General features: G+C 65.8%; 23 protein-coding genes and 1 pseudogene. 5 read left to right on the top strand and 19 right to left on the bottom strand.

The annotated features are described in order from the left end of the window. Positions 1-382 precede the first annotated feature (382 nt). From E4487_RS02265 to E4487_RS02280, 4 genes are all read right to left on the bottom strand, one after another. Positions 383-1342, bottom strand: coding sequence for a 2-oxoglutarate and iron-dependent oxygenase domain-containing protein (locus E4487_RS02265; protein ID WP_152489580.1), 960 nt, complete (start codon positions 1340-1342; stop codon positions 383-385). 191 nt (positions 1343-1533) lie between these two features. Next, a complete protein-coding gene (locus E4487_RS02270; RefSeq protein WP_037051012.1) occupies positions 1534-2616 on the bottom strand; it encodes a BMP family ABC transporter substrate-binding protein in 1083 nt (360 codons plus the stop codon). A gap of 341 nt (positions 2617-2957) precedes the next feature. Continuing rightward, entirely contained in the window at positions 2958-4313 is a 1356-nt protein-coding gene (locus E4487_RS02275) for an 8-oxoguanine deaminase (RefSeq protein ID WP_175252646.1), read from the bottom strand. A gap of 133 nt (positions 4314-4446) precedes the next feature. Continuing rightward, positions 4447-4797: a MerR family transcriptional regulator gene (locus E4487_RS02280; protein ID WP_175252647.1), complete on the bottom strand. Its 351-nt coding sequence runs from the start codon at positions 4795-4797 to the stop codon at positions 4447-4449. An 82-nt stretch (positions 4798-4879) separates the two neighbouring features. On the opposite strand from E4487_RS02280, the gene E4487_RS02285 reads away from it, so the two are divergent. Beyond that, a complete protein-coding gene (locus E4487_RS02285; protein WP_175252648.1) occupies positions 4880-5284 on the top strand; it encodes a hypothetical protein in 405 nt (134 codons plus the stop codon). A 163-nt stretch (positions 5285-5447) separates the two neighbouring features. Continuing rightward, entirely contained in the window at positions 5448-5912 is a 465-nt protein-coding gene (locus tag E4487_RS02290; protein ID WP_037051007.1) for a transposase, read from the top strand. Positions 5913-5990: 78 nt separating this feature from the next. Here E4487_RS02290 and E4487_RS02295 read toward each other — a convergent pair whose 3' ends face one another. The 14 genes and pseudogenes from E4487_RS02295 to E4487_RS02355 form a co-directional block, all read right to left on the bottom strand. Then, positions 5991-6917 carry an ABC transporter permease gene (locus E4487_RS02295; protein ID WP_037051002.1) on the bottom strand — a complete coding sequence of 309 codons (927 nt, stop codon included), beginning with the start codon at positions 6915-6917 and terminating at the stop codon, positions 5991-5993. 52 nt (positions 6918-6969) lie between these two features. Next, positions 6970-8073 carry an ABC transporter permease gene (locus E4487_RS02300; RefSeq protein WP_175252649.1) on the bottom strand — a complete coding sequence of 368 codons (1104 nt, stop codon included), beginning with the start codon at positions 8071-8073 and terminating at the stop codon, positions 6970-6972. 10 nt (positions 8074-8083) lie between these two features. Continuing rightward, entirely contained in the window at positions 8084-9631 is a 1548-nt protein-coding gene (locus tag E4487_RS02305; RefSeq protein ID WP_175252650.1) for an ABC transporter ATP-binding protein, read from the bottom strand. Positions 9632-10089: 458 nt separating this feature from the next. Then, positions 10090-10650, bottom strand: coding sequence for a DUF2637 domain-containing protein (locus E4487_RS02310; protein ID WP_152489575.1), 561 nt, complete (start codon positions 10648-10650; stop codon positions 10090-10092). A gap of 180 nt (positions 10651-10830) precedes the next feature. Then, positions 10831-11517, bottom strand: coding sequence for an SDR family oxidoreductase (locus E4487_RS02315; RefSeq protein WP_175252651.1), 687 nt, complete (start codon positions 11515-11517; stop codon positions 10831-10833). Positions 11518-11562: 45 nt separating this feature from the next. After that, positions 11563-12123 (bottom strand): DUF922 domain-containing protein, encoded by a 561-nt coding sequence (locus tag E4487_RS02320; protein WP_175252652.1) that lies wholly within the window; start codon positions 12121-12123, stop codon positions 11563-11565. Further along, positions 12120-12704 carry a YigZ family protein gene (locus E4487_RS02325; RefSeq protein WP_037050993.1) on the bottom strand — a complete coding sequence of 195 codons (585 nt, stop codon included), beginning with the start codon at positions 12702-12704 and terminating at the stop codon, positions 12120-12122. The genes E4487_RS02320 and E4487_RS02325 overlap by 4 nt, the downstream gene beginning before the upstream one ends. A 71-nt stretch (positions 12705-12775) precedes the next feature. Further along, a complete protein-coding gene (locus E4487_RS02330; protein ID WP_175252653.1) occupies positions 12776-14659 on the bottom strand; it encodes a PhoX family phosphatase in 1884 nt (627 codons plus the stop codon). A gap of 60 nt (positions 14660-14719) precedes the next feature. Continuing rightward, positions 14720-15379, bottom strand: a complete 660-nt coding sequence (locus E4487_RS02335) for a TetR/AcrR family transcriptional regulator (RefSeq protein WP_037050989.1) — start codon at positions 15377-15379, stop codon at positions 14720-14722. 174 nt (positions 15380-15553) lie between these two features. After that, positions 15554-16417: a methyl-accepting chemotaxis protein gene (locus E4487_RS24775; RefSeq protein WP_373921500.1), complete on the bottom strand. Its 864-nt coding sequence runs from the start codon at positions 16415-16417 to the stop codon at positions 15554-15556. Continuing rightward, positions 16412-17584, bottom strand: a pseudogene (locus E4487_RS24780) (HAMP domain-containing protein); the annotation flags it as partial. The pseudogene E4487_RS24780 and the gene E4487_RS24775, both read right to left, overlap by 6 nt. Positions 17585-17719: 135 nt before the next feature. Then, positions 17720-19075 (bottom strand): uracil-xanthine permease family protein, encoded by a 1356-nt coding sequence (locus E4487_RS02345; protein ID WP_134675686.1) that lies wholly within the window; start codon positions 19073-19075, stop codon positions 17720-17722. A 68-nt stretch (positions 19076-19143) separates the two neighbouring features. Continuing rightward, complete coding sequence (locus E4487_RS02350; protein WP_134675685.1) at positions 19144-19944, bottom strand: outer membrane protein OmpK; 801 nt, start codon at positions 19942-19944, stop codon at positions 19144-19146. 248 nt (positions 19945-20192) lie between these two features. Then, positions 20193-21110, bottom strand: coding sequence for a LysR family transcriptional regulator (locus tag E4487_RS02355; protein WP_037050983.1), 918 nt, complete (start codon positions 21108-21110; stop codon positions 20193-20195). Positions 21111-21273: 163 nt separating this feature from the next. Between E4487_RS02355 and E4487_RS02360 the strand changes: the two genes are divergently transcribed. Together E4487_RS02360 and E4487_RS02365 are read left to right on the top strand one after the other, a co-directional pair. After that, positions 21274-22620, top strand: coding sequence for an aspartate aminotransferase family protein (locus E4487_RS02360; RefSeq protein ID WP_150606531.1), 1347 nt, complete (start codon positions 21274-21276; stop codon positions 22618-22620). Positions 22621-22739: 119 nt separating this feature from the next. Next, a complete protein-coding gene (locus E4487_RS02365; RefSeq protein WP_037050981.1) occupies positions 22740-24236 on the top strand; it encodes a CoA-acylating methylmalonate-semialdehyde dehydrogenase in 1497 nt (498 codons plus the stop codon). Positions 24237-24330: 94 nt separating this feature from the next. Here the strand turns inward: E4487_RS02365 and E4487_RS02370 are convergent, their stop codons facing one another. Beyond that, positions 24331-24534 (bottom strand): hypothetical protein, encoded by a 204-nt coding sequence (locus tag E4487_RS02370; protein ID WP_172979181.1) that lies wholly within the window; start codon positions 24532-24534, stop codon positions 24331-24333. A gap of 330 nt (positions 24535-24864) precedes the next feature. On the opposite strand from E4487_RS02370, the gene E4487_RS02375 reads away from it, so the two are divergent. Continuing rightward, entirely contained in the window at positions 24865-25692 is an 828-nt protein-coding gene (locus tag E4487_RS02375) for an arylamine N-acetyltransferase (RefSeq protein ID WP_175252655.1), read from the top strand. Positions 25693-25789 lie beyond the last annotated feature (97 nt).

The following is a 25789-nucleotide window of genomic DNA, read 5'->3' on the forward strand; positions in this document are numbered from 1 at the left end:
TTTAACCGCAGGGACAGGAATTTGCTGTGTGGAGGGCCGGGCGGCGATCCGCTTTAGCCGCGACAGACCGACCGTCGGCTGTCGCGGCTAAAGCCCCTCCCACAGGTCATCCATACGCAGGGTGGACATCGCTCTGCATGTCCGCCGATGCGCAGGTTCCGCTGCCTCAACGGTGGATGAGAAGAGCGTCATCCACCCTACGCAGTCATGCCGCCAGAGGATTTGTTCGCGGGCGGCGATCCTGTAGCCATCGCGAATGAATTCGCTTTGCAGGTCATCCACTCGTAGGGTGGACATCGCACTGCATGTCCACCGATGCACAGGTTCCGCTGCCGCAACGGTGGATGAGAAGAGCGTCATCCACCCAGCGACGCAACCAGCCCTATGCCTCTTCCCGCCGGTAGGCATAGGTATCGGCGAAGCGCGACAGCAGGTACTCGGCGCTGGTCACCGGCGAATACCTGGGCGGGTTGTCCGCGCTGGAGCAGTTCGGCAGGCAGTCGATCAGCGTGTCGGGATGCGGTTCGGCGAAGAACGGCATGGAGTAGCGGTCCACCCCCAACGGGCTGATCACGCGATGTGGCGTGGAGGTGTAACGGTCGTTGCTCCAGCGCGCCATCATGTCGCCGATGTTGACCACGAAGCTGCCGGCGATCGGCGGGGCGTCGATCCACTCGCCATCGCGTGCGCGGACCTGCAGGCCGCCGGCATCGTCCTGGTAGAGCAGGGTGATGCAGCCGTAGTCGGTGTGCGCGCCTGCACCTTGCTGATCGGCACTGGTGGCGGTGTGGCGCGGTGGGTAGTGGATCATGCGCAGTACGCTGATCGGCTCGTGGAAACGCGCATCGAAGAAGTCCCGGTCGATGTCCAGGGCCATGGCCATGGCGCGCAGCAGGGTTCTGGCCAGGTCCTGCATGTCCTCGTAGTGTTGCTCCAGCAGTGCGGCCCAGCCCGGCAGATCCGGGTGACGGTTCGGCCCGCGCAGCGGTTTGCCGGCCAGCACCTCGGGGTGGTCGGCAGGCATGTGGAAGCCCATGTCGAAGGTTTCCTTCAGGTCGCTCGGCTGGTTCGGGTCGAGCTGTTCCGTGGCGATCGCGCCGTAGCCACGGTGATGAGCGGTCTGGGTGATGTCGATCCTGAGTTTCTCTTCGGCAGGCAGGGCAAAGAAGGTCTTCGCCGCGCTCAGCAGGGCGTCGATGCGCGCGCCGCCGATGGGGTGGCCGACGATGTAGAAGAAGCCCCGGTCGCGGCAGGCGCGGTCGATGGCCTCGGCCACGGCGGGCCAGGCGGATGCGTCGTCGCTGTACAGGGGGGCGATATCGATGATGGGCAGGCTGTTCATAAAGGCTCCGGGGAGTTGCTGCGAGTCTTCTCGTACCCAGGGCAGCGAAAAAGGACCTCGTACGAGATCCCCTGGATGCGGTTCTGCCGAAGATCGGCAGGGACGGCATCGGTGATGGTCGAGTCGTCGTGGCTGAGGTGTCTGCCTCGGCCGCGATGCCTGCGGCGGATGCCGCAGGCCGTGGCGAGTGCTTACTTGGGCAATTCGGCCTTCACGTTTTCCACGTAGTAGTTCATCGACGCCAGCTCGGCGTTGCTCGCACTCACGCCTTCGGCGATGCGCACCACGCCGCTCTGGTCCTTGATCGGGCCGGTGAAGGGGTGGAACGCGCCGCTGCGGATGTCGGCGATGATCTGCTCGGCTTCGCTCTTCACGTCGGCCGGCACCAGGTCACTGATAGGAAGCTCGATGGTGTCCTCGGCCAGGCCGCCCCAGAAGTCCTGGGGTTGCCAGGTGCCGTCGATCACCGCCTGGGCGGATTTCACGTAGTGCGGGCCCCAGTCGTTGACGATGGAGGTGAGCACGGCCTTGGGTCCGAAGTGGGCCATGTCCGAGGCGTAGCCCACGGAGTAGACCCCACGGCGCTCGGCGGTCTGGATCGGCGCCGGGCTGTCGGTGTGCTGGAACAGCACGTCCACGCCCTGATCGATCAGCGCGTTGGCGGCATCGGATTCCTTGCCCGGATCGAACCAGGTGTTGACCCACACCACCTTGATCTCGGTGCCCGGGTTGTACTTGTCCAGGGCCAGCTGGATGGCGTTGATGTCGCGGATCACCTCGGGAATCGGGAAGGAGGCGATATAGCCGACCTTCTTGGTCTTGGTCATCTTCGCCGCGAGGAAGCCGCCGACGTAGCGGCCTTCATAGGAGCGCGACAGGTAGGTTCCGACGTTCTTGTCCTGCTTGTAGCCGGTGGCGTGTTCGAAGGTCACCTTGGGGAATTGCTTGGCCACCTTGATCGTCGGGTTCATGTAGCCGAAGGAGGTGGTGAAGATCAGGTCGAAGCCACCCTTGGCCATGTTGCGAATCACGCGTTCGGCGTCGGCGCCTTCCGGCACATTCTCGACGAAGCTGGTGGTGACCTTGTCGCCGAGTTCCTTGATCAGCATCTGCCGGCCCTGCTCGTGCTGATAGGTCCAGCCATGGTCGCCGATGGGGCCGATGTAGACGAAGCCGACCTTCAGCGGATCGGCGGCGGAAGCACTGAGCATGGCGCCAAAGCCGAGGGCGGCGACGAGGGTGCGCAGCAGCGGTTTCTTGCTCTTCTCGAACATGGTGGGTGGAGCTCCAGTCTTGGTATTGGGATGGCCGTTGGTTGGCTGATCCCATGACTGCAAAAAGCTGACCAACAGGACAAATAGCGGAGGTGGTGGCGTTTCCCCTGCGCGCCAGGCCCGACGCCGGAGCCGTATTGGTGCGTGGCAGGCGTGCATGTCGTGTTGTGGTGCGTCGCGCCAGCCTCGCATGGAGGACACGATGGTCGTGGCGAACGCCCCTCCCACAGGGTGGCGCTGTTCTTGTGGGAGGGGCCGCGTGGGAGGGGCTTCAGCCGCGACTGGCCCCATGGTATGAGGGCCGGGTATCGCCGGCTGCGATCCCGCCTGTGAAGACGAGGTCAGCCGGCGATCAGCTCGCGCGCCGCCTGGCGGTGGTCGGCGATCAGTTGCGCCACGTCCAGGCCTTCGATCTGCCCGTCGACGACCCGCCAGGTGCCGCCGATCATCATCCGGTCGGCGCGGTCGGCGCCGCACAGCAGCAGGGCGGAGAGCGGGTCATGGCTGCCGGAGAAGCGCAGCTCGTCGAGCTTGAACAGCGCCAGGTCGGCCTGCTTGCCCACTGCCAGTTCGCCGATGTCGCTGCGTCCCAGCAGTTGCGCCGAGCCCTTGCTGGCCCAGCCGAGCACGCGCTGCGGGGTGATCTGCTCGGCCCCGTAGCGCAGGCGCTGGATATACAGCGCCTGGCGCGCTTCGAGGATCATGTTCGAGGCATCGTTGGAGGCCGAGCCGTCGACGCCCAGGCCCAGTGGCGCACCGGCGGCCTCCAGTTCCACGCTGGGGCAGATGCCCGAGGCCAGGCGCATGTTGGAGCTGGGGCAATGGCAGATACCGGTGCCGGCGGCGCCGAGGCGGGCGATCTCGTCCGGGTTGAAGTGGATGCCATGGGCCAGCCAGGTACGCGGGCCGAGCCAGCCGACGCTGTCCAGGTAGTCCACGGTGCGCAGGCCGAAGCGCTGCAGGCAGAAATCTTCCTCGTCGAGGGTTTCCGCCAGGTGGGTGTGCAGGCGCACGTCCAGCTCATCGGCGAGCTGGGCGCTCTGGCGCATGATGTCCTGGGTCACCGAGAAGGGCGAGCAGGGCGCCAGGGCGATCTGGATCTGCGCGCCGTCGCCGCGCTCGTGATACTGGCCGATCAGGCGCTGGCTGTCCGCCAGGATCACCTCGCCCTGCTGTACCGTCTGCTGCGGCGGCAGGCCGCCATCGGCCTCGCCCAGGCTCATCGAACCACGGGTGAGCATGGCGCGCATGCCCAGCTCGCGCACGGCTTCGACCTGCACGTCGATGGCGTTCTCCAGGCCACCGGGGAACAGGTAGTGGTGATCGGCCGCCGTGCTGCAGCCCGACAGCAGCAGTTCGGCCAGGGCCACCTTGCTGGCCAGGGCGAGCTTCTCCGGGGTGAGGCGTGCCCACACCGGGTAGAGCGTCTTCAGCCAGGGAAACAGCGGCTGGTTGACCACCGGCGCCCAGGCGCGGGTGAGGGTCTGGTAGAAGTGATGGTGGGTGTTGACCAGGCCGGGCAGCACGACGTGCTCGCGCGCATCGAACACCTGCTGGCAGGGCCCTGCGGGCTGCTGGCCGGCGCCGAGCAGTTCGACGATGCGACCGTTTTCGACCACCAGGCCGCCACTGGCGTCCAGGTCGTTGGCGGTGAAGATGGCGAGGGGAGTCTTGATCCAGATACGGGTAGCAGCCATTGAGTGGCTCCTCTGAGGTTGATTTCAGGTAAGCCAGCTCAGTGTTGACCCTGTCTGCTGATCCAGGTGCGTCGCGCGCGACGTGCGGCGACGATAGCTGACTTTCGGGTCAGCATGCAATGCGTCCCGCCTGTCAGCGGCGCAACGGGCAGGTGGTGGCCAGGCGCTGCTGAAGCTCGCCGCGCAGGTGCTGCAGCTCCTCGATGCGCTGCTCGATCAACGCCAGCTTGTCCTGCAGCAGCCGGGTGACGGCCTGCTCCGGGTCACTGGCCTGCCACAGCTCGCCGATATGCCTGCCGATCTCGCCGAGGCTGAATCCCAGGCGCTGGGCCGTGCGGATATAGGTGACCAGCTGCGCCGTTTCGGCCGGGTAGTCGCGGTAACCGTTGTCATTGCGGCGTGCGGCGATCAGCCCGCGCTGTTCGTAGAAACGCAGCGTGTCACGGCTCACTTCACAGGCTGCGGCCAATTCTCCGATACGCATGCTCGGCACTCGGTGGGGGTTGACCTTGGAGCATACTCCAGGCTTTAGCCTGAGTGCTCCCTGAATGATTGGAGCATTACCCATGTGGACGCCCGAAAACTATCGTCGGCTGGTACGCGCCGGTGGCTGGTATGACTTGCTGGTGACCGCCGCCTTCGTCACGCCCTGGAGCTTCATGGCCCTGCACGGCCTGCTGCAGACCCTGCACCAGGGCCTTGGCCTGCCCGGCGCGCTGCCGCCGTTCGAGCCGATGCACCTGTTGCTGGCCAACCTCATGGGCTCGATCGTCTGCGTCTGGTCGGTGCTGCGCATCCGTGACCCGCAGGCGGTATTCGGCCGCTACGACGGGGCGGGGCGCGTGCTGTTCTCCACCTGGCAGATCTACGCGCTGGTGCACGGCGCTACACCACTGATCGCGATCTTCCTGTTCTTCGAACTGGCCTGGGCAGTCGCACAGCTGTGGCCGGTCAGGTCGCAGCAGGCCTGATGCCACGGATTGTCGATTACCCGCCATGGGGCGCGGTGTGGCTGTGAGTGCATCGCGGCTGAAGCCGCTCCTACAGAGGCATGCGCTGTTCGTGTAGGAGCGGCTTCAGCCGCGATCGATGATTGCTGCTATACAGAGTCGGTCAAGCTCAGGAGGCAAGGGAATGCTTCTTTCCGGTAAACCGCATGCGGATGCACTTCGGCGTGGGAGATTCTCCGAACCGGCTCGCATCTACTTGCTGACGAGCGTGCTGCTGGGGCGCGAAGCCCTGTTCAAGGACCTTACCCTTGGGCGGCTGCTGGTCGCTGAACTGCGTGAGGCTCATGAGATCGGTCTGGTGCATTCACTGGCCTGGGTCGTGATGCCAGATCACCTGCACTGGCTGGTGCAACTCGAGCGCATGCCACTGAATGAGCTGATGCGTCGGGTTAAAGGCCGCAGCGCGCGGCAGATCAATCAGCGTCTGTCGCGAAGCGGTGCGCTGTGGCAGCACGGTTTCCATGATCGGGCTCTGCGGCAAGAAGAGGATGTGCGGGCGGTCGCGCGTTATGTGATTGCCAATCCCATCCGGGCCGGACTGGTGAGGCGGGTGGCTGATTACCCGCTCTGGGACGCGGTGTGGCTGTGAGCGCATCGCGGCTGAAGCCGCTCCTACAGAGGCATGCGTTGTTCGTGCAGGAGCGGCTTCAGCCGCGATTCATCGGTTTCAATGTCCCGGCTGCCAGGGCTGGCCCAGCGATACCGGTGCGTACAACCGGGTCTTGATCGCATCGCGCGAGAGCAGCACCAGCACCACGATGGTGGCGACGTAGGGCAGCATGGCCAGCAGGTTGGAAGGGATCGACAGGCCGATGCCCTGTGCCACCAGGTGGAGGATGCTGGCCAGGCCGAACAGGTAGGCGCCGAGCAGCACGCGCAGGACCCGCCAGCTGGCGAACACCACCAGCGCCAGGGCGATCCAGCCACGGCCGGCGGTCATGTTCTCCGCCCACATCGGCGTGTAGGCCAACGACAGGTAGCCGCCCGCCAGGCCGGCCATGGCGCCGCCGAACAGCACCGCCAGGGTGCGCACGCGCAGCACCGGCAGGCCCATGGCACTGGCGGCGTCCGGGTTTTCGCCGACAGCCTGGATGATCAGGCCGATGCGGCTTTTCAGCAGCACCCAGGTGACCAGGGCGAAGAGGGCGAACGACAGGTAGATCAGCACGTCCTGGGCGAACAGCATGCGCCCGACCAGCGGAATGTCCGCCAGCAGCGGGATGACGATGGGCTCGAAACCGGACAGCGGCTTGCCGACCCAGGCGGCGCCGACGAAGGTGGACAGGCCGACGCCGAAGATGGTCAGCGCCAGGCCGGTGGCCACCTGGTTGGCGTTGAAGCCCAGCGCCACGGCGGCGAACAGCAGTGACAGCAGCATGCCGGCGGCGATCGCCAGTAGCACGCCCAGCCACAGGCTGCCGGTGCTCAGGGCGACGATGAAACCGATCACCGCGCCGAACAGCATCATGCCTTCCTGGCCGAGGTTGAGCACGCCGCTCTTCTCGCACACCAGCTCGCCGAGGGCCACCAGCAGCAGCGGCGTGCCGGTGCGCACCATGGCGTAGAAGATATTGGTCAACAGATCGAGATCCATATGCGTCAAGCCTCAAGCTGCAAGCGGCAAGAAAAAGAAGGATGGAGGTAGGTCACGCGGCGGACTCCTGCTTGCGGCTTGTGGCCTGCAGCCTGAAGCGCCATGCGAAGCGTGGCTTGTAGAGAATCAACACGTCGCAGGCCAGCAGGTAGAACAGCATCATCCCCTGGAACAGCTGGGTGATCGCCTGCGGCAGGTTGAGGTTCATCTGCGCGTTTTCGCCGCCCAGGTAGAGCAGCGCCATCAGCAGGCTGGCGACGACGATGCCGAGTGGGTTGAGGCGGCCGAGAAAGGCCACGGTGATCGCCGCATAGCCGTAGCCGGGGGAAACCTGCGGCACCAGCTGGCCGATGGGGCCGGCCACTTCACCGACGCCAGCCACACCGGCCAGCGCGCCGCTGACCAGCAGGGCGAACCACACCAGGCGTTTCTCGCGAAAGCCGACGAAGCCGGCGGCGCGCCTGTCGAGGCCGAGCACCTTGATCTGGAAACCGAGAAAGCTCCTGTGCAGCAGCACCCACACCGCCACCAGGGCCAGCAGCGCCAGGTACAGGCCGCCGTGCAGGCGGCCGTCCTCGCTGAGCAGCGGCAGGCGGCTGGCATCGCCGAACATGGCCGACTCGGGAAAGTTGAACCCGGCCGGGTCCTTCAGCGGGCCGTGGACGAAGAACAGCAGCAGGTTCAACGCGATGTAGTTGAGCATGATGCTGGTGAGGATCTCGTTGGCGTTGAACTGCGTGCGCAGCCACGCGGTGAGCCCGGCCCAGGCCGCGCCGGCGCAGGTGCCGGCGAGCACCACCCAGGCCAAGGCCCAGCGGCTGTCCCAGTCGATCAGTTGCAGGGCCATGGCGCTGCCGGCCAGTGCGCCCATCAGCAGTTGGCCTTCGGCGCCGATGTTCCAGATGCGCGCCTGATAGGCCACGGCCAGGCCGAGGGCGCAGAGCAGGATCGGCAGCGCCTTGACCAGCAACTCGGACACGCCATACCAGTCGCTGAGCGGGGCGATCAGCAGGGTGTGCAGGGTCTCCAGCGGGTCATGCCCGAGCAGGGTGAACAACAGCACGCCGCTGAGCAGGGTCAGCACGGCGGCGAGCAGGGGCGACAGCCAGAGCATGAGGCGCGACGCCTGGCCGCGGGGTTGCAGGGATAACAGCATGACGGCTCCGTCAGCAGGCCGCGGCAGCGGCGGGTTGATCGAATTCACCGGCCATCCAGCGGCCGACTTCCACGGTACTGACCTGCGCGGTCTCGCTCAGCGGCGACAGGCGCCCGCTGCACAGCGCGCCGATGCGGTCGCTGATCTGGAACAGCTCGTCGAGGTCTTCGGAGATCACCAGGATCGCCGCGCCGGCATCGCGCAGGGCAATCAGCGCGCGATGGATGGCGGCGGCCGCGCCGACGTCCACGCCCCAGGTCGGGTGCGCGGCGATCAGCAGCCTGGGCTGTTGCAGGATTTCCCGGCCAAGGATGAACTTCTGCAGGTTGCCACCGGACAGGCTGCGCGCGGTCGTGTCGGCATCCGGGGTCTTCACCGCGAAGCGGCGGATGATCTCTTCGGCCAGTGCACGCACCTTGCCCCGCTGCACCAGGCCGGCCTTGACCAGACCCTGGCCGAAGGCGGTGAGCAGCGCGTTGTCGACCAGGCTCATCTCCGGCACCGCGCCGTGGCCGAGGCGTTCGGCGGGGACGAAGGCCTGGCCCAGCTGGCGCCGTGCGTCCGGGTACAGGTTGGCCACAGGCGCCGCATCGAGGCTGATGCGTTCGCGCTCGGCACGGGGCAGGCGGCTTTCGCCGCTGAGCAGGGCGAGCAGCTCGTCCTGGCCATTACCCGCCACCCCGGCGATGCCGACGATCTCGCCGCAGCGTACCTCCAGGCGAATGTTCTGCAGCGAGCAGCCGAACGGGTCGGGGTTGTGCCAGCTGAGGTCATCCACGCGCAGGCGTGGCAGGCCGCCGCTGACTTTCGGGTAGCTGCTTTCCAGGCCCTCGGCGTCGCCGACCATCAGCCGCGCCAGTTGCAGATCGCTGCATTCGGCCGGTACACAATGGCCGGATACGCGCCCGCCACGCAGCACCGTGGCGCTCTGGCACAGCGCGCGCACCTCGCCGAGCTTGTGGCTGATGAAGAGGATGCTGCAGCCTTCGGCGGCCAGGCGGCGCAGGGTGACGAACAGCTCGTCGGCCTCCTGTGGGGTGAGCACCGACGTCGGCTCATCGAGGATCAGCAGCTTGATGTCCTGCATCAGGCAACGGACGATTTCCACGCGCTGGCGCTCGCCAATGGACAGGCTGTGTACCAGGCGCGTCGGTTCCAGCGCCATGCCATAGCGCTGCGATACCTCGCGAATCCTTGGCTCCAGCTGCTTCGGCGTACCGGCGTCGGCGCCCATCGCCAGGGCGATGTTCTCGGCCACGCTCAGGGTCTCGAACAGCGAGAAGTGCTGGAACACCATGCCGATGCCCAGGCGGCGCGCCATGGCCGGGTCGCGCATGGTCAAGGCTTCACCCTGCCAGCGGATCTCGCCGCTGCTGGGCTGGGTGACGCCGTAGATGATCTTCATCAGGGTGCTCTTGCCGGCACCATTCTCGCCGAGCAGGGCGCGTATCTCGCCGGGGGCGATGCTCAGGTCGACGCGGTCGTTGGCCAGGCAGCCGGGGTACTGCTTGCTGATGGACGTCAGCTGCAGACGCGGGAAATCGGGTGAGGCGGACATGGAAAGCGCTCATGGAAGTAACTAAGCGGGGCTAAAGCAAAAACTTGGCCAGAGAGTCAGAAAAGCCTGGCAGGGGGCTTGCCGCCTGGAGTGACGGATGCCCATGCCCGGCATTGGTGCGCGCCGATCCATCGTGGGCATCCCGCGCACCGTATTTGCGCGTGCCTCGGCAGGCGTCACGATGCTTGTCACGAATCCGTGGGACAGGCCTTGGCCGCGACTGCGACTTGCTGGCAGTCTGGGTTGCATGTCCGGCATCTGCCCTCGCTCAGGAGACTGGCGCCTGTACATGAAGGCCAGGGCCCTGTTCGAGGGGGTGTTTGCCGCGTTCTTCGGCTGCGCCGCGTTCAAGCTGCTGGTCAGCGAGATCAGGGCGTAGGGTGGATAGCGCGAAGCCTGTCCACCCTGGGGCGGGCTCGGTGCGAGCGTGACGCTGCCCGACCTGCAACGGTTCGAGTTCAGAGAAAAACGCCAACCAGTACGAGCATCCAGAGCAGAGCTCCGGGGATGATGAACAGCAGGTTGTAGCCGCTGATTCGGGCGTTGCTCTTCCCGGTGTCATCGCCGCTGGCCTGGTTGGCGTGCTGCTGGATCTGCGCCAGGGGAAGGGCGGGTACCGCCACGCAGCCGATCAACAGCAGCAGGTCGAGAACACCGTTCTGCATGTCCACGCGTGACAAGCCATTATTGGCCACGGCCAGGGCGACGTAGAGCCAGGCGGTGCCCGAGTAATCCCACGACGCCAGGCCCTGGCGCTGCTTGTGTTCGCTGATCAGACGGCACAGCGAGTGGGTGAAAAATATCTGGAAGATCGAGCGTGCCGCCGGCGCGATCTTCCTGGGCAGCATCGCGGCGCGTTGGCTGTCCCACTGCTTGTAGAACCAGTAGATGGCGTACAGGCCGAAGGTGGCGAAATACAGCAGATGGAGCTTGTCCCTGGAGGTGACGAAGAAGGCGCTACGGGAAGGGGATTGTTCGTCCAGCAGTTCGGCTTTCGGGGGCTGATACAGGTTGTCCATGTACCTAGATCCAGGTCGTGGTTGGGGAGGCTCGCATCCTGCGAGTGTGTTCAAGGCCGGTAAGGTACAACGATCACGCGCCCCGGGTTGTGCGCTCGGGCGCGAAAGTGCTTCGTTCGGCTAAAAGACCGGGGCGGGCAGGCGTTGCCCGCCCCTGATGCTGCACGCGCGAAGGGGGGGTTACCAGGGCAGCGGGTTGCCCTCGTAGTCCTGGTAGCGCAGCCCGGCCTGGCCGACGGCGGCGCTGACCTGCGCGACCATGCCCTTGCAACTGCTGGCGATATCCAGCGGGGCGTCGGCGCCGCCCATGTCGGTGCGCACCCAGCCCGGATGCATCAGCAGGACCCCGAGGCCGGGGTTGTCCTGGGTCCGCACGAAGCACTGCGCAAGGTGGTTGAGCGCAGCCTTGCTGGCGCCGTACAGCGGCATGCCGAGACCGGCACCGGCCTCGATGCTGCCGAGGATCGAACTCATCAGCACGATCAGCCCGTGCCCGCTGGCCAGGTTCGCCAGCAGGCGCTCGGCCACGCGCAGCGGGGCGACGGCGTTGGTCAGGAACAGCTGGCCCATTTCCTCGGCGCTGGCCTGTGCGGTGCTGTGGTGCGACGGGCCGGCGACCCCGGCGTTGACGAATATGACGTCGAACTGCTGACCGCTCAGGCGCTGGGCCAGCTGTTCGAGGCTGGCCGGGTCGGTCATCTCCAGCTGCTCCACACGCACGCCGGGCAGTGCCAGCAGCGGCGCCTGCTGTGCGGCGCTGCGCACGGTGGCGGTAACGGCCCAGCCCTGGGCGACGAATTCACTGGCCAGGCCGAGGCCGAGGCCGCGTGAGGCTCCGATGATCAGGATGGATCGGGGCGCGGTCATATCAGGCTCCATGAGGGATGAGAGGGACGGCTCAGCATAGCGCAGTTACTCCGCCAGCCAGGCACCCTGGCTGCGACCATGGCCGGTGTCGCGGTCGTAGTCCCGTTCTCGTTCGGCATGCCGTTGCAGCACGGTATTGGCCCGCTGGTTGGCGTGCCGTTGCAGCTCGCTGCAGCTGGGTGACTCAGCCGTGGCCAGCAGCGCGGCATCGATGTCGGCGGCGGCCGCCTGACCGATGCGGTAGTGCCCCAGCTCATGTTCGCGCAGCGCCTGCAGGTACTGCGCGAAGCGCTGGCGTTGCCGGGCGTCGCCACCGCCAAGGCGCGGCAGGGTCACCTGTGCGCTCAGCCGGGTGCGGCTCAGCGTCAGGCGGCAGCGTCCGTCGCGCGCCTCCTGCCACCAGTAGTTCCACGTCACGCCCCAGCGCGTATAGGCATGGTAGACCTGCCCGTTCTGGCGAATCGTCGAGGCCTGGCTGAGTGCCTGGCGCAAGGACTCGCCGGCGGCGATGGTCACGTCGTAGTACTGGTACTGCAGCTGTTCTTCCACCTGCGCCTGTGCGCTCAGGCTCATGCCCAGCAGCAGGAGCGGGCACAGGCGCTTCATGGCTTGTGCAACTGCTCGCGGCCACGGCTGATGTCGGCCAGCAGGCGGGCCAGGGCGTCCTGGCGCTCGGCCGGGACGGCCAGTTGCAGGCGCGCACCACTGGCATCGTACTCTTCGCTGGCGAGCAGGGCGTCGAACTCGCCCAGGCGTGCCTTGAACAGCGGCAGCTCGGCGAACTGCAGGTGACAGCTGAGCGCCAGACGCGTCACCAGTTCCTCGCGCTCACCCAGCTGCAGGCATCTGGCCGCGCTGCCGCCGTAGGCCCGTGCGAGGCCACCGGTGCCGAGCTGGATGCCGCCGTACCAGCGGATCACCAACACGGCCACCTGGTCGCAGTCCTGTCCTTCGATGGCGGCGAGGATCGGCCGGCCGGCGGTGCCGCCGGGTTCGCCGTCGTCGTTGAAGCGGTACTGGTTGCCGACCTTCCACGCCCAGCAGTTGTGCGAGGCGGCCAGGTCGCTGTGGCGGTCGATGAAGGCCTGGGCCTCGGCAGCGCTGGCGACCGGCGCCGCGAGCGCGAGAAAGCGGCTCTTGCGGATCTCCTCGCGGTATTCGCTGGGGCCGAGCAGGGTACTGGGCATATCGGTTGGCCGGACAATGAAAAACGCCCGCCAGTATAAGCCTGGCGGGCGTCATGCTGCGCGGCCTGGCGTCAGGCGCCGATCACGCCGCCGTCCTCGCGGCGGATCACCACCACCGTGGAGCGTGGGCGCATGCCGTCGCGGTGGTCCGGGAAGCTCGACTGGCCATCTTCGCCGGGATGCTGCACGCCGACGAACAGGGCGCGCTGGTCCGGGGCGAAGGCCACGCCGGTGATCTCGCAGCCGCGCGGGCCGACCAGGAAGCGGCGGATCTCGCCGCTGAGCGGGTCGGCGCAGAGCATCTGGTTGTTGCCCATGCCGGCGAAGTCACCCGCGTCGCTGTAGTTGCCGTCGGTCTGGATCCACAGCCGGCCGTCCTTGTCGAAGGCCAGGCCATCGGGGCTGTTGAACATGTTGCCGGCATTGACGTTGGCCGAGCCGGCATTGGCGCTGCCGGGATGTGCCTGCGGATTGCCGGCGACCACGAACAGGTCCCACTCGAAACGCTCGGCGGCCGCATCACCACCGGCTTCACGCCAGCGCAGGATCTGCCCGTAGACGTTGTTGGCGCGTGGGTTGGCCGCGTCCACCGGCTGGCCTTCCGTGCCGCGCTGGACGTTGTTGGTCAGGGTGCAGTAGACCTGGCCGTTTTTCGGGCTGACGGCGATCCACTCCGGACGGTCCATGCGCGTGGCGCCGACCTGGCTGCCGGCGGCACGGGCGCGGATCAGCACGTCGCCATGGTCGCTGAAGCCGTTCTCGCGGGTCAGGCCGTTGTGACCGAAGGCCAGCTTGAGCCACTGGCCGCTGCCGCGCTGCTCGCCTTCCTGGCCGCCGAGACGCGCGACATAAAGGTCGCCGTGGTCCAGCAGGTGGCGGTTGGCGGCAGGGTCTTCGGCCTTGAAGCGATCACGGCTGACGAACTTGTAGATGAACTCGCCGCGCTCGTCGTCGCCCATGTACACCACCACGTGGCCGTCGCGGCTGGTGGTGATCGCGGCGTTCTCGTGCTTGAAGCGGCCCAGCGCGGTGCGCTTGATCGGCCTGGACTGCGGATCGAACGGATCGATCTCGGTGACCCAGCCGTGGCGGTTCACTTCGTTGGGATGACGGCTGATGTCGAAGCGCTCGTCGTACAGGTGCCAGCGGTTGTCGCTGGCGCCTTCGAGCTTGACGCTGTAGCGCTTCTGCGCGGGCGTCAGGGCCAGCGTGGCGTCGCTGCTGCCGAAGCAGTCGGTGAAGTTTTCCTCGCAGGTCAGGTAGGTGCCCCACGGGGTCATGCCGCTGGAGCAGTTCTGGAAGGTGCCGTGCGGGGCGATACCCGCCGGGTCGGCTGCGGTCTTCAGCAGGTCGTGGCCACGCGCCGGGCCCGCGAACTCCATCGGCAGGTTGGCGTGGATACGGCGGTTGTAGGGCGAGCCCTGGACGAACTGCCAGGCGCCGGCGGCGTCACGACGTACCTCGATGATGGTGACGCCCACGGCCGCCTGAGCCTTGCGCACGTCCGCCAGCGACTGCGGCGGCTTGCCGTGCTGCAGCAGGTACTGGTAGTTGCAGTATTCGTTGTTGATGGCCATCAGCGCGCGGTCGTTGTCGCCTGGCCAGGGGAAGAAGCTCATGCCGTCGTTGTTCTCGCCGAACTGGCCGAGCTGCTCGGCGGCGCTGTGGCTGCCGTCACCGCGGTAGGCGGCGGAGTCGTCATGCAGCGGCTGGCCCCAGCTGATCAGCGGATCGAAGCGGTAGCCGGCTGGCAGGGTGATGGTGTCGGCACGGGTGGCGGCCAGGTTGGCGAAGCCGAACGTCGAGTTGGCTTCGGCGATGCCGGCAGCCAGGGCGCTGCGGCCCAGCGGGCTGCCGGCGAGAAACAGTGCGGCGCCGGCCAGGGCGCCGGTGCCGATGAAGCGACGGCGGCTGATCGCCAGGCGCTGCAGGTCGGTCGATTCGTTGTCGTGCATGTTTGGCCACTCTTCGTCAGTTGGTGGCCGGCAGACTAGAGCGGGTTTGTGACGACGAGGTTACCGTGGCGTGGCTTGCAGGCCGCAGCCCTTGAGGATGATCTGCACCAGCTGGTCCGAGGCTTCCTCGAAGTCCTGCTTGGTCAGGCGCGAGCACTGCTTCACCCGGCAGATCTGCGAGGCGAAGTCGGCATAGTGCTGGGTGCTGCTCCAGAGCAGGAAAATCAGGTTGATCGGCTCGACCGGGTCCATCTTGCCGGCGGCGATCCAGGCTTCGAACACGGCGGCACGACCCCGGAACCACTCCAGGTAGTTCTGGTTGAAGTACTGCGACAGGCAGTCGCCGCCGCTGATGACCTCCATGGCGAAGATGCGCGAGGCCTTCGGGTGGCGGCGGGAGAACTCCATCTTGGCGCGGATGTAGCGATCCAGGGCCTCGGCCGGGTCGTCGTCCACGGTCAGGTGGTTGAAGGTGCTGTCCCACAGTTCGAGGATGTTGCTCAGCACCGCCAGGTACAGGCCCAGCTTGTTGCTGAAGTAGTAGTGCAGGTTGGCCTTGGGCAGGCCGACGTTCTGCGCGATGGTGTTCATGCTGGTGCCCTTGAAGCCATGGCGGGCGAACTCTTCCTCGGCGGCTTTGATGATGGCTTCTTCGTTCTTCTGGCGGATGCGCCCGGCGGGTTTGCCGTTACTGCTATGGGCGGGGACTTCGAAGGTCATGGGCAATTCCGAACTGAATCAGGGAGCGGAGCGATTGCACTGATACCCCAGCGCTGGCTGGGTGACAAGCTCCATGGCCAGAAAAGTTGCCTGCAGCGCCCCGGTCCGCCATGCGCTGCACGGAGAGGGTGCGCCGCGCACCAGAATGGCGCGGCGCGTGGCGTCGACGAGCGCTCATACCCTGAAGTTGGCGATCAGCCCGTGCAGGTCACGGGTCATGCCGGTCAGCTCGCCGCTGACCTGTACGGTGCTCTGCGCTTCCTGCGCGTTGCTCTCGCTGAGGTATTTGATCTCCAGGGTGTTCTGTTCCACGCCCTGGACCACGGCGGCCTGCTGCTCGGCAGCCGAGGCGATCTGCACGTTGTGGTCGATGATCTGTCCCATGCTGTCGGTGATGGCCTCGAAGATGCTCGCCGTCAGGGTCACCTGTTCGACACTCTGCGCCGCGCTCTGGTGGCTGCCACGAATGATCTTCACCGCGCTGCCGACCTGCTGGCGCAGGCGTTCGATGGTCTGGTCGATCTCGCCGGTCAGCTCGCGCGAGCGGATGGCCAGGCTGCGCACTTCGTCCGCGACCACCGCGAAACCGCGCCCCTGTTCGCCGGCCCGGGCGGCCTCGATGGCCGCGTTGAGGGCCAGCAGGTTGGTCTGCTCGGCGACGCTCTTGATCAGGTCGACGGCCTTGGCGATCTCGCTGCTTTCCTTCTCCACGGCGGTGATGGCGCCGATGGAGTCGTCCATTTCGCTGAACAGCTGGTTGATGCGCGACACGGCGTGATCCACCTGCACACGGCCCTCGCGGCACTTGTCGCCGGCACTGTTGGCTTTCTCGGCCGTGACGTGAGAGTTCTGGCTGACCTCCTGGACGTTGCTCACCAGTTGGCTCATTGAGGTGGCGATGAGTTCGAGCTCGCCTGCCTGGCGCTGGACGCTGAGCTGGCTGGTGGAGGCGCTGTCGCTGACGTTCTGCGCCTTGCCCAGGGTGCTCTCGGAGAACTGCGAGACCTGCGCGATCAGCTGGCTCATGCGGGCCTGCATGTCGTTGAAGTCCTGGGCCAGGTCGCCCAGCTCGTCGCGTGCGGCGGTCTCGACGCGGGTGCGCAGGTCACCTTCGGCCATGCGCCGTGTGGCGCTGCTGAGCGTGGCAATGGCGCCATGCACGGACAGATAGAAGCCGACGAACAGGTAGACCAGCAGGGCCACGGCCAGCGACAGGCACAGGGCCCAGAGCAGCAGTGCACGGAGATTGGCATCGGCGCGTACCTGCAACAGCGTCGCCGTTTCCTCCAGCAGCAGCCCGGCGGCCTGGTCCAGGCTGGCGACATGGGGCGCGTAGGCCGCGTAGCGTTGCAGCCAGTGCTCGACGGCGTTCTGGTCGAAGTAGCCGCTCTGCGTGTAGGTGTCGACGATCTCGCGCTTGTACAGCGCGGCTGCCTCGCGCGCGGCGTCGCTCATCAGTTGCCGGGCCTGGGCGTTGCCCTTGCCCTCGGCGCCATCGGCGTAGCGCTGCAGGGTGCCGAACTGATTGCTGATGGCCGCGCGCGACGACGATTCGAGAAACCCGTACGCGGTCATGTAGCCGGCGAAGGTGCGGGTCTGGTTGAGCACTTCGTACAGCGGCAGCAACTGGTTGAGCAGCAGGTCGACGTTGCGGTAGATGCGTGGATCGCTGTCCTGGCTCAGCTTCGACAGCGCGGCAATCTCACGCATGTTGGCACTCAGCGCGTGTACCGGGCTGACATGCTCGATCATCTGCGAGCTCAGGCCCTGTACCGAGAGCTTCTTGTCCAGGCTGTAGCCGGGGTCGCTCTCGGCGAGCTGCATGGCGCTGAACTGGCCACCGTCCAGCCAGGCGTTGAGCGTGCCGATGGCGCTGATCAGGTCCTGGCTGCGGCGCTCGATTTCCTGCCTGGCGTCGTCCTTGTTACGGGCATAGCCGATCACGTGCAGGCCGGCCTGGCCCAGGGCCTGGCGATAGACCGGCAGGTAGCGCTCCAGGGTGAGCAGGCCCTGCAGCTCGTGGCGCGACTGTTCGAGGTTCGCGTTGACGTCCAGCAGCTTGCTCAGCGAAAGCCAGCAGTAGGGCAGCATGAACAGGGTAAAGATCAGCAGGAATTTGTGGGCGTAGCGGGCGCGGTTCATCAACGCCAGAACCGGTTTGAAGAAGAACATCATGACCCCTTGCGGTGGAAGACGTGGCGACATCGGCACGGAACTGCCCGAGATAGAGCAGTTCGTGCGCTGCCATCTGGCGAATTGCCAGCAAGAATCCTGCCGTCATCAAACCGGCGACGGCTGCTTGGCGTTCGGCTGCCGTCGCCGCTGTTGCGCCTGCGTGCGTCAGTCCTGTGTCTGAGGCGCTTCCAGTGGCAGCAGCAGGTTCATCAGGATCGCCGTCAGGCCACCGCTGGTGATCGCCGAGCCGAACACGTTCTGCACCAGCCTGGGCATCTGGCTCAGCAGGTCCGGCTGGCTCGACACGCCGAGGCCGATGCCGAAGCTGGTGGCCATGATCAGCAGGCTGCGGCGGTCCAGCGGGGCTTGCGCGAGGATGCGGACACCGGCTGCGGCGACGGTGCCGAACATCACCAGCGTGGCGCCACCCAGCACCGGCTTGGGAATCTGCTGGAGGATCGCGCCAAGCACGGGGAACAGACCCAGCACGATGAGCAGCGCGCCGATGTAGTAGCCGACGTGCCGGCTGGCGACGCCGGTGAGCTGGATGACCCCGTTGTTCTGGCTGAAGGTGGTGTTGGGAAAGGTGTTGAACACGGCGGCGATCAGCGAGCTGACGCCATCGCCGAACACGCCGCCCTTGATGCGTTGCAGGTACTGCGGGCCCTTGATCGGCTGGCGCGAGATCATGCAGTTGGCGGTCAGGTCGCCGGTGGTCTCGATGGCCGTGATCAGGTAGATCAGCGCGACCGGAATGAAGGCCATCCAGTCGAAGTCGAAGCCGTAGCGGAAGGGCAGCGGCAGGCTGACCAGGGGCAGTGCCGGCAGCGCCTTGGGCACCAGCACGCCGGTGAACCAGGCAGCCAGCGAACCGATCAGCAGGCCGATGATGATCGCCGACAGGCGCAGCCAGGGATTGCTCAGGCGGTTGAGGACAATGATGGTCAGCAGCACCAGGGCGCCGAGGGCCAGGTTGATCGGTGCGCCAAAGTTCTCCGCCTTCACGCCGCCGCCGACGTCGGTGATGCCGACCTTGATCAGGCTGATGCCGATGATGGTGATGACGATGCCGGTGACCAGTGGCGTGACGATGCGCTGCAGGCGGCCGATGAAGCGGCTCAGCACCATCTCGATGAAGGCGCCGAAGAAACACACGCCGAAGATCATCGCGAGAATCTCGTCCGGGCTGCCGCCACGCGCCTTGACCATCAGGCCGGCGGCCAGCACGGCGCTGAGAAAGGCGAAGCTGGTGCCCTGCACGCAGATCATCCCGGCGCCGATGCCGAAGGGGCGGCGGGCCTGGATCAGGGTGCCGACACCGGACACCATCAGGCCCATGCTGATCAGGTAGGGCAGTTGTTCGTGCAGGCCGAGCACGCCGCCGATGATCAGCGTCGGCGTGACGATGCCGACGAAGCAGGCCAGGACATGCTGCAGCGCGGCGAAGAAGGCCGGCAGGGGCGCGGGGCGGTCGTCCAGGGCGTAGATCAGGTCGGACGAAGAGGGCGATTCAGTGGTCATGAGCGTTCTCGTGGCAAGTCGGAATCAGGCGGCAGGAACCGACCCACGATGCGGGTCGGTGAGGCGCATCAGAAGTGAACTTTCAGCAGCAGGCTGGCGGTGTTCTGCGTGGTGGTGAAGGCGGCGCTGTCCTGGATGCCGAACTTGTCCTTCCAGTAGCTGTACTCCACGCCGACGTAGACCTGCTTGTCGCCCCAGTCCATGGCCTTGCCCAGGTCGTACTTGATCTGCGGGTTGATGTGGTAGTTGCTGTGGTAGCTGGCGTCGTTGTCCACCACCCAGTCGATGTAGCCGTCGATGAGCAGGTCCGACTTGCCCAGCGGCAGGGTGTAGGACCAGGCCGGTGTCACCTGCCAGACGCCACTGCCATCCGGCTTGCCATCGCCGTTGCGGTCGACGCGGTCGCCATCGGGCTGGCGGTAGTAGAAGTTGAGCTTGAAGAAGTTGAAGCCCGGAACGTCCAGGTCGAAGCCGGGGCCGAGCAGGTAGGCTTCGGTCTCGTCCTCGCCGAATTCGTAGGTGGCCGCCAGCAGCACGTCCTTGACCGGGCCGAACGACAGATCCTTGCCCAGCAGCTTGCCGAACGACAGGCGTGGGCTGAACTCGCCATAGAAGCTGCGTGTATCCCCCGCACCATTCTCCGCGCCGTTGAAGAACTTCTGGTCGACGAACAGGAACAGGTCGCCCCAGTTCCAGCCGCTGGCATGTTCGAAGGTGAGCGTCTGCTGAATGGCCGGCTCTACCTTGAAGTTCTTGCCGTACAGGTAGGTGAGGCTGTTGTTCTGCCACAGCAGCGGGCTATCGGCGTGTGCCTGGGTGGTCAGCAGCAGGCCGCAGGCGGCGAGCATCATGGTGCGACTGGCGTTCATCTTGGCTCCTGAGGATCATCGTTATTCTTTTTTCCTGTCCATCTGGTCAGGTGAGCGCCCTGTTGCAAAAAGCTATCCAACTGATCAGCTTGCTGGTGAATTGTGTGCAGTGTTGCGGAAAGCCTTGTCCCATCAACTGCATACGAATATTCCTGACTTGGTATTCAGTTTTCGATTCTGCGGCCGAGCGCGTACGCGCCCCGCGATGGGGCGTGCTGCACTCAAGTGGAGCTTAGGGCAGGCGTGGCTCAGCTGCTGGCCAGGGCTTCGAGAAAGCTCTCCAGCACCAGGTGCGCGCGGCGGCCTTTGCGCGTGACTGCCGCCAGGTTGATGTCGTAGAAGCGACTGTCGGGCTTGAGCGCGCGCAGCCGGCCCTGCTGCACCCAGGCCTGGGCATAGTGGTCGGGCAGGTAGCCGATGTAGCGCCCGGTGAGGATGAGAAAGGCCATGCCCTCGCGGTCCGAGGCGCTGGCCGTGCAGTTGAGGGCCTGGTAGTGGCTCTGCACCTCGGGGGGCACGCGGAAGGTCGGGGCGATGGCTTCCTGGGTGTTGAGCCGCTGGTCTTCGAGCTGCTGGTCGTCGACGTAGAACAACGGGTGGCCGACCGCGCAGTAGAGCAGCGAGCGCTCGTCGTACAGCGGCTGGTACTCCAGGCCGGAGAGGGCACTGACCTGTGGCACCACGCCGATGTGCAGGCGCCCGTCGAGCACGCCCTGTTCCACCTCCGAGGGCGGCGTCATGCGGATGTGGATGCGCACGTCCGGCCCTTGCACCTTGAGGCGCGCCAGGGCGTGGGTGATGCGCATGTGCGAGATGGTCACCAGGTTGTCGGTCAGGCCGATGTTAAGTTCACCCCGCAGATGCCGGTGCAGGCCGTTGACCTCGGTGCGAAAGCTCTCCAGCGCGGCGAGCAGCTGCAAGGTGCTCTGGTACACCTCGCGGCCTTCCTCGGTCAGGGCGAAGCCGGCGCGGCCGCGCTGGCACAGGCGCAGGCCCAGGCGCTGCTCGAGGTCGCTCATCTGCTGGCTGATGGCCGAGCGGCCGATGCCCAGGGCACTTTCCGCAGCGGAAAAGCCGCCGCATTCCACCACGCTGCGAAACAGTTTGAGCAGGCGAATTTCAAAGTCGCTGACCTGGGCCAGCGGATCGGGACGACGACTGCTCATATGTTTAGTAGGCCTTGAACTGAAGTTGCAAAGAGTGTTGTTTTACTGACTCTATGCTCATGGCACATTCACTGGCAACTACCCTGCAGGAGCCGGCTCGTCGGCGCTGATCGCCCGCAAGCGGACTCCTGCGTTCAATTGCCTGCCGAGTGAGGCTACGCCGATGAACATGCCGCAGACCGAAACCCCGTCCCTGGCCAGCCAGCTCAAGCTGGATGCTCACTGGATGCCGTTTTCCGCCAACCGCAACTTCCAGCGTGACCCGCGCCTGATCGTCGGTGCCGAGGGCAGTTGGCTGGTCGACGACCAGGGACGCAAGGTGTACGACAGCCTGTCCGGCCTGTGGACCTGCGGCGCCGGTCACTCGCGCAAGGAAATCCAGGAAGCCGTGGCCAAGCAGCTCGGCACCCTCGACTACTCCCCGGGCTTCCAGTACGGCCATCCGCTGTCGTTCAAGCTGGCCGAGCAGGTCGCCGACCTGATGCCGGGCGACCTCAATCACGTGTTCTTCACTGGCTCGGGCTCCGAGTGCGCCGACACCGCGGTGAAGATGGCCAAGGCCTACTGGCGTCTGAAAGGCCAGGCGAGCAAGACCCGCTTCATCGGTCGTGCCCGTGGCTACCACGGCGTCAACATCGCCGGTACCGCACTGGGCGGCATCGGTGGCAACCGCAAGATGTACGGCCAGCTGATGGACGCCGACCACCTGCCGCACACCCTGCAGCCGGGCATGGCCTTCACCCGTGGCATGGCCGAAACCGGCGGTGTCGAGCTGGCCAACGAACTGCTCAAGCTGATCGAACTGCACGACGCGTCCAACATCGCGGCGGTGATCGTCGAGCCGATGTCCGGCTCGGCCGGTGCCATCGTGCCGCCGGTCGGCTACCTGCAGCGTCTGCGCGAGATCTGCACGCAGCACAACATCCTGCTGATCTTCGACGAAGTGATCACCGGTTTCGGCCGCATGGGCAAGTGGAGCGGTGCGGAGTTCTTCGGCGTCACCCCGGACCTGATGAACGTCGCCAAGCAGATCACCAACGGCGCCATCCCGCTGGGCGCGGTGATCGCCTCCAGCGAGATCTACAACACCTTCATGCAGCAGCCGTCGCCGGAGCACATGATCGAGTTCACCCACGGCTACACCTACTCGGCGCATCCGGTCGCCTGTGCGGCCGGTCTGGCCACTCTGGACCTGCTCAAGCGCGAGAACCTGATCCAGCAGTCCGCCGAGCTGGCGCCGAAGTTCGAAGCGGCCCTGCATGGCCTGAAAGGCACCAAGCACATCGTCGACATCCGCAACTGCGGCCTGGCCGGCGCCCTGCAGATCGCTCCGCGTGACGGCGATGCGGTGATCCGCCCGTTCGAGGCCGGCATGGCCCTGTGGAAAGCCGGTTTCTACGTACGCTTCGGTGGCGATACCCTGCAGTTCGGCCCGACCTTCAACGCCAAGATGGAAGACCTCGACCGCGTGTTCAACGCCGTCGGCGACGTGCTGAACCAGCTGGACTAAACGAATACCGACAACCGTAGGGTGGATGACGCCTTTTTCATCCACCAGGTTCCGAATCTGCCACGGTGGATGAGAAAAGCATCATCCACCCTACACAAGATTTCTACTGAGGAGTCCCCATGAGCCATATCCCTCACCTGATCAACGGCGAGCGCGTTGCCGGCAACGGTCGCAGTGCCCCGGTGTTCAACCCCTCCACTGGCGATTCCACCAGCCAGGTCGGCCTGGCCGATCGCGCCACCATGCAACTGGCCATCGATGCGGCCAAGGCCGCCTATCCGGCCTGGCGCAACACGCCACCGGCCAAGCGCGCGCAGATCATGTTCCGCTTCAAGCAACTGCTGGAGCAGAACGAGCAGCAGATCGCCGCGCTGATCAGCGCCGAGCACGGCAAGACCATCGAAGACGCCGTGGGTGAGCTCAAGCGCGGCATCGAGAACGTCGAGTTCGCCTGCGCCGCCCCGGAAATCCTCAAGGGCGAATACAGCCGCAACGTCGGCCCGAACATCGACGCCTGGACCGACCTGCAGCCCGTCGGCGTGGTCGCGGGCATCACCCCGTTCAATTTCCCGGCCATGGTGCCGCTGTGGATGTACCCGCTGGCCATCGTCTGCGGCAACTGCTTCATCCTCAAGCCGTCCGAGCGCGACCCGAGCTCCACCCTGTTCATCGCCGAGCTGCTGAACCAGGCCGGCCTGCCCAAGGGCGTGCTCAACGTGGTCAACGGTGACAAGGATGCCGTCGACGCGCTGATCGAGGCTCCCGAGGTCAAGGCCCTGAGCTTCGTCGGCTCGACCCCGATCGCCGAGTACATCTACAGCGAAGGCACCAAGCGCGGCAAGCGCGTGCAGGCCCTCGGCGGCGCCAAGAACCACGCCGTGCTGATGCCCGATGCCGACCTCGACAACGCCGTCAGCGCACTGATGGGCGCGGCCTACGGCTCCTGTGGCGAGCGCTGCATGGCCATCTCGGTGGCGGTGTGCGTGGGCGACCAGATCGCCGACGCGCTGGTCGACAAGATCGTCCCGCAGATCCAGGCGCTGAAGATCGGTGCCGGCACCTCCTGCGGCCTGGACATGGGCCCGCTGGTCACTGCTGCGGCACGCGACAAGGTCAAGGGCTATATCGATGCGGGCGTCGAGCAGGGCGCCAAGCTGGTGGTCGATGGCCGTGATCTGGTGGTCGCGGGCAACGAGAATGGCTACTTCGTCGGTGGCACCCTGTTCGACAAGGTGACCCCGGAGATGACCATCTACACCGACGAAATCTTCGGCCCGGTGCTGTGCATCGTCCGCGTCGGCAGCCTGGAAGAAGCCATGCAACTGATCAACGATCACGAGTACGGCAACGGCACCTGCATCTTCACCCGTGACGGTGAAGCCGCGCGTCTGTTCTGCGACGAAATCGAAGTGGGCATGGTCGGCGTCAACGTACCGCTGCCGGTGCCGGTGAGCTACCACAGCTTCGGCGGCTGGAAGCGTTCGCTGTTCGGCGACCTGCACGCCTATGGTCCGGACGGTGTGCGCTTCTACACCCGCAAGAAGGCCATCACCCAGCGCTGGCCGGCGCGCAAGAGCCACGAGGCGGCGCAGTTCGCCTTCCCCAGCAATGGCTGAGTGAGCATCGGGCGATAAACAGAAAGGCCGGTCTTGTGACCGGCCTTTCTGTTTCCGGTATCGCGTGACTGCCTCGCACGCAGCGAGGCAGCATTCACTGCGCCTGATCGATGGCCTGTTCCAGGCGCTGGTTGTTCAGCGCATTGGCCTGATCGATTTGCTGCTTGAGCTGCTCCATCTGCTGCTGCGCCTGCTTGGCCTGCTCCGCCTGCAGCGTGGCCGTGGTGGCTGTTTCGCCGGCGCCACAACCGCCGAGGCAGAGCAGCAGGGCCAGGGAGCAGAAAAGAGGCAGACGCATGATGAAGTCCTCGGGCGAGCGGGTGGGATGGCGACAGCTTGGCGCATTTTGGCCGTCTTGTATGTGCCGGCCGCCGCAAACCATACCCACTGACCCGTCGCAGGCTCCTGCAGGAGCGGCTTCAGCTACAGCAGAGTGGACACCATCAGTTCCCTCTGCGGGTGAGGAGGCTGCACGCGGAACCCGCGAGGGTGGACGAGCTTGGCGTCGCCCGCTCTGCTCACTGCCCGCATGGGGGCTGGCTGGCGCAAATCGATCAGGGTGATTCGTATATCGCCCGTTCCGCTTCTCTGCTACAAACCGTCCACCGGACGACGAGGACGATGCGCGATGAGCGAACCCTTCATGCTGGACCTGCAACGGTACCTGGAGCGCCTGGGCTATGCCTCGGCACCGGCAGCGACCCTTGACAATCTGCGCGAGCTGCAGAGGCGGCACACCACCGAGTTCGCCTTCGAAACGCTGTCGACCATGCTGCGTGTGCCGGTGGAGGTCGAGCCCGCTGCGATCCAGGACAAGCTGCTGCATCAGGGGCGTGGGGGTTACTGCTTCGAACTCAATCGCCTGTTCCTGCTGCTGTTGCAGGCGCTGGGCTTCGACGCGCGCGGCCTGACCGGGCGCGTGGTGATGGGCGGTCCGGAAGACGCCCTGCCGGCGCGTACCCACATGCTGGTGCTGGTGACGCTGGAGGGCGTGCGCTACATCACCGACGTCGGTTTCGGCGGCATGGTGCCGACCGGTCCCTTGCTGCTCGACAGCGAGGCCGAACAGGCCACGCCGCATGAGGCCTATCGACTGTCGCACGTGGATGGCACCTACACCTTGCGTGCGCGGGTGGCCGACAGTTGGCGGGCGATGTACGTGTTCGATCTGCAGGCGGTGGCGGATATCGACTATGTGGTGGGCAACTGGTACGTGTGCACCCACCCGGACTCACCATTTCTCGGCCAGATGATCGCCGCGCGCACCGGGCCGGGCCTGCGCAAGACACTCAACAACGGCAGTTTCGCGATCCACCGCCTGGGCCAGGCGAGCGAGCGGGTGCAGTTGGACAGTGTCGACGAGGTGCTGTGGGTGCTGCGCGACGAATTCGGGATTCGACCGCCCGAACATCCTGAGCTTCGGCAAATCATCGGAGGTTTGATCGCGGGAGCGTGAAGGCAAGGCCGCTGGTATCGCCACGCTCCTGTAGGAGCGGCTTCAGCCGCGATAACCCTGGGATGTCAGATGATCTCAGCGACAAACTGCGATCGGC

It is taken from the genome of Pseudomonas sp. BMW13, assembly GCF_013357275.1.
In the GTDB taxonomy this organism is placed as follows: domain Bacteria; phylum Pseudomonadota; class Gammaproteobacteria; order Pseudomonadales; family Pseudomonadaceae; genus Aquipseudomonas; species Aquipseudomonas khazarica.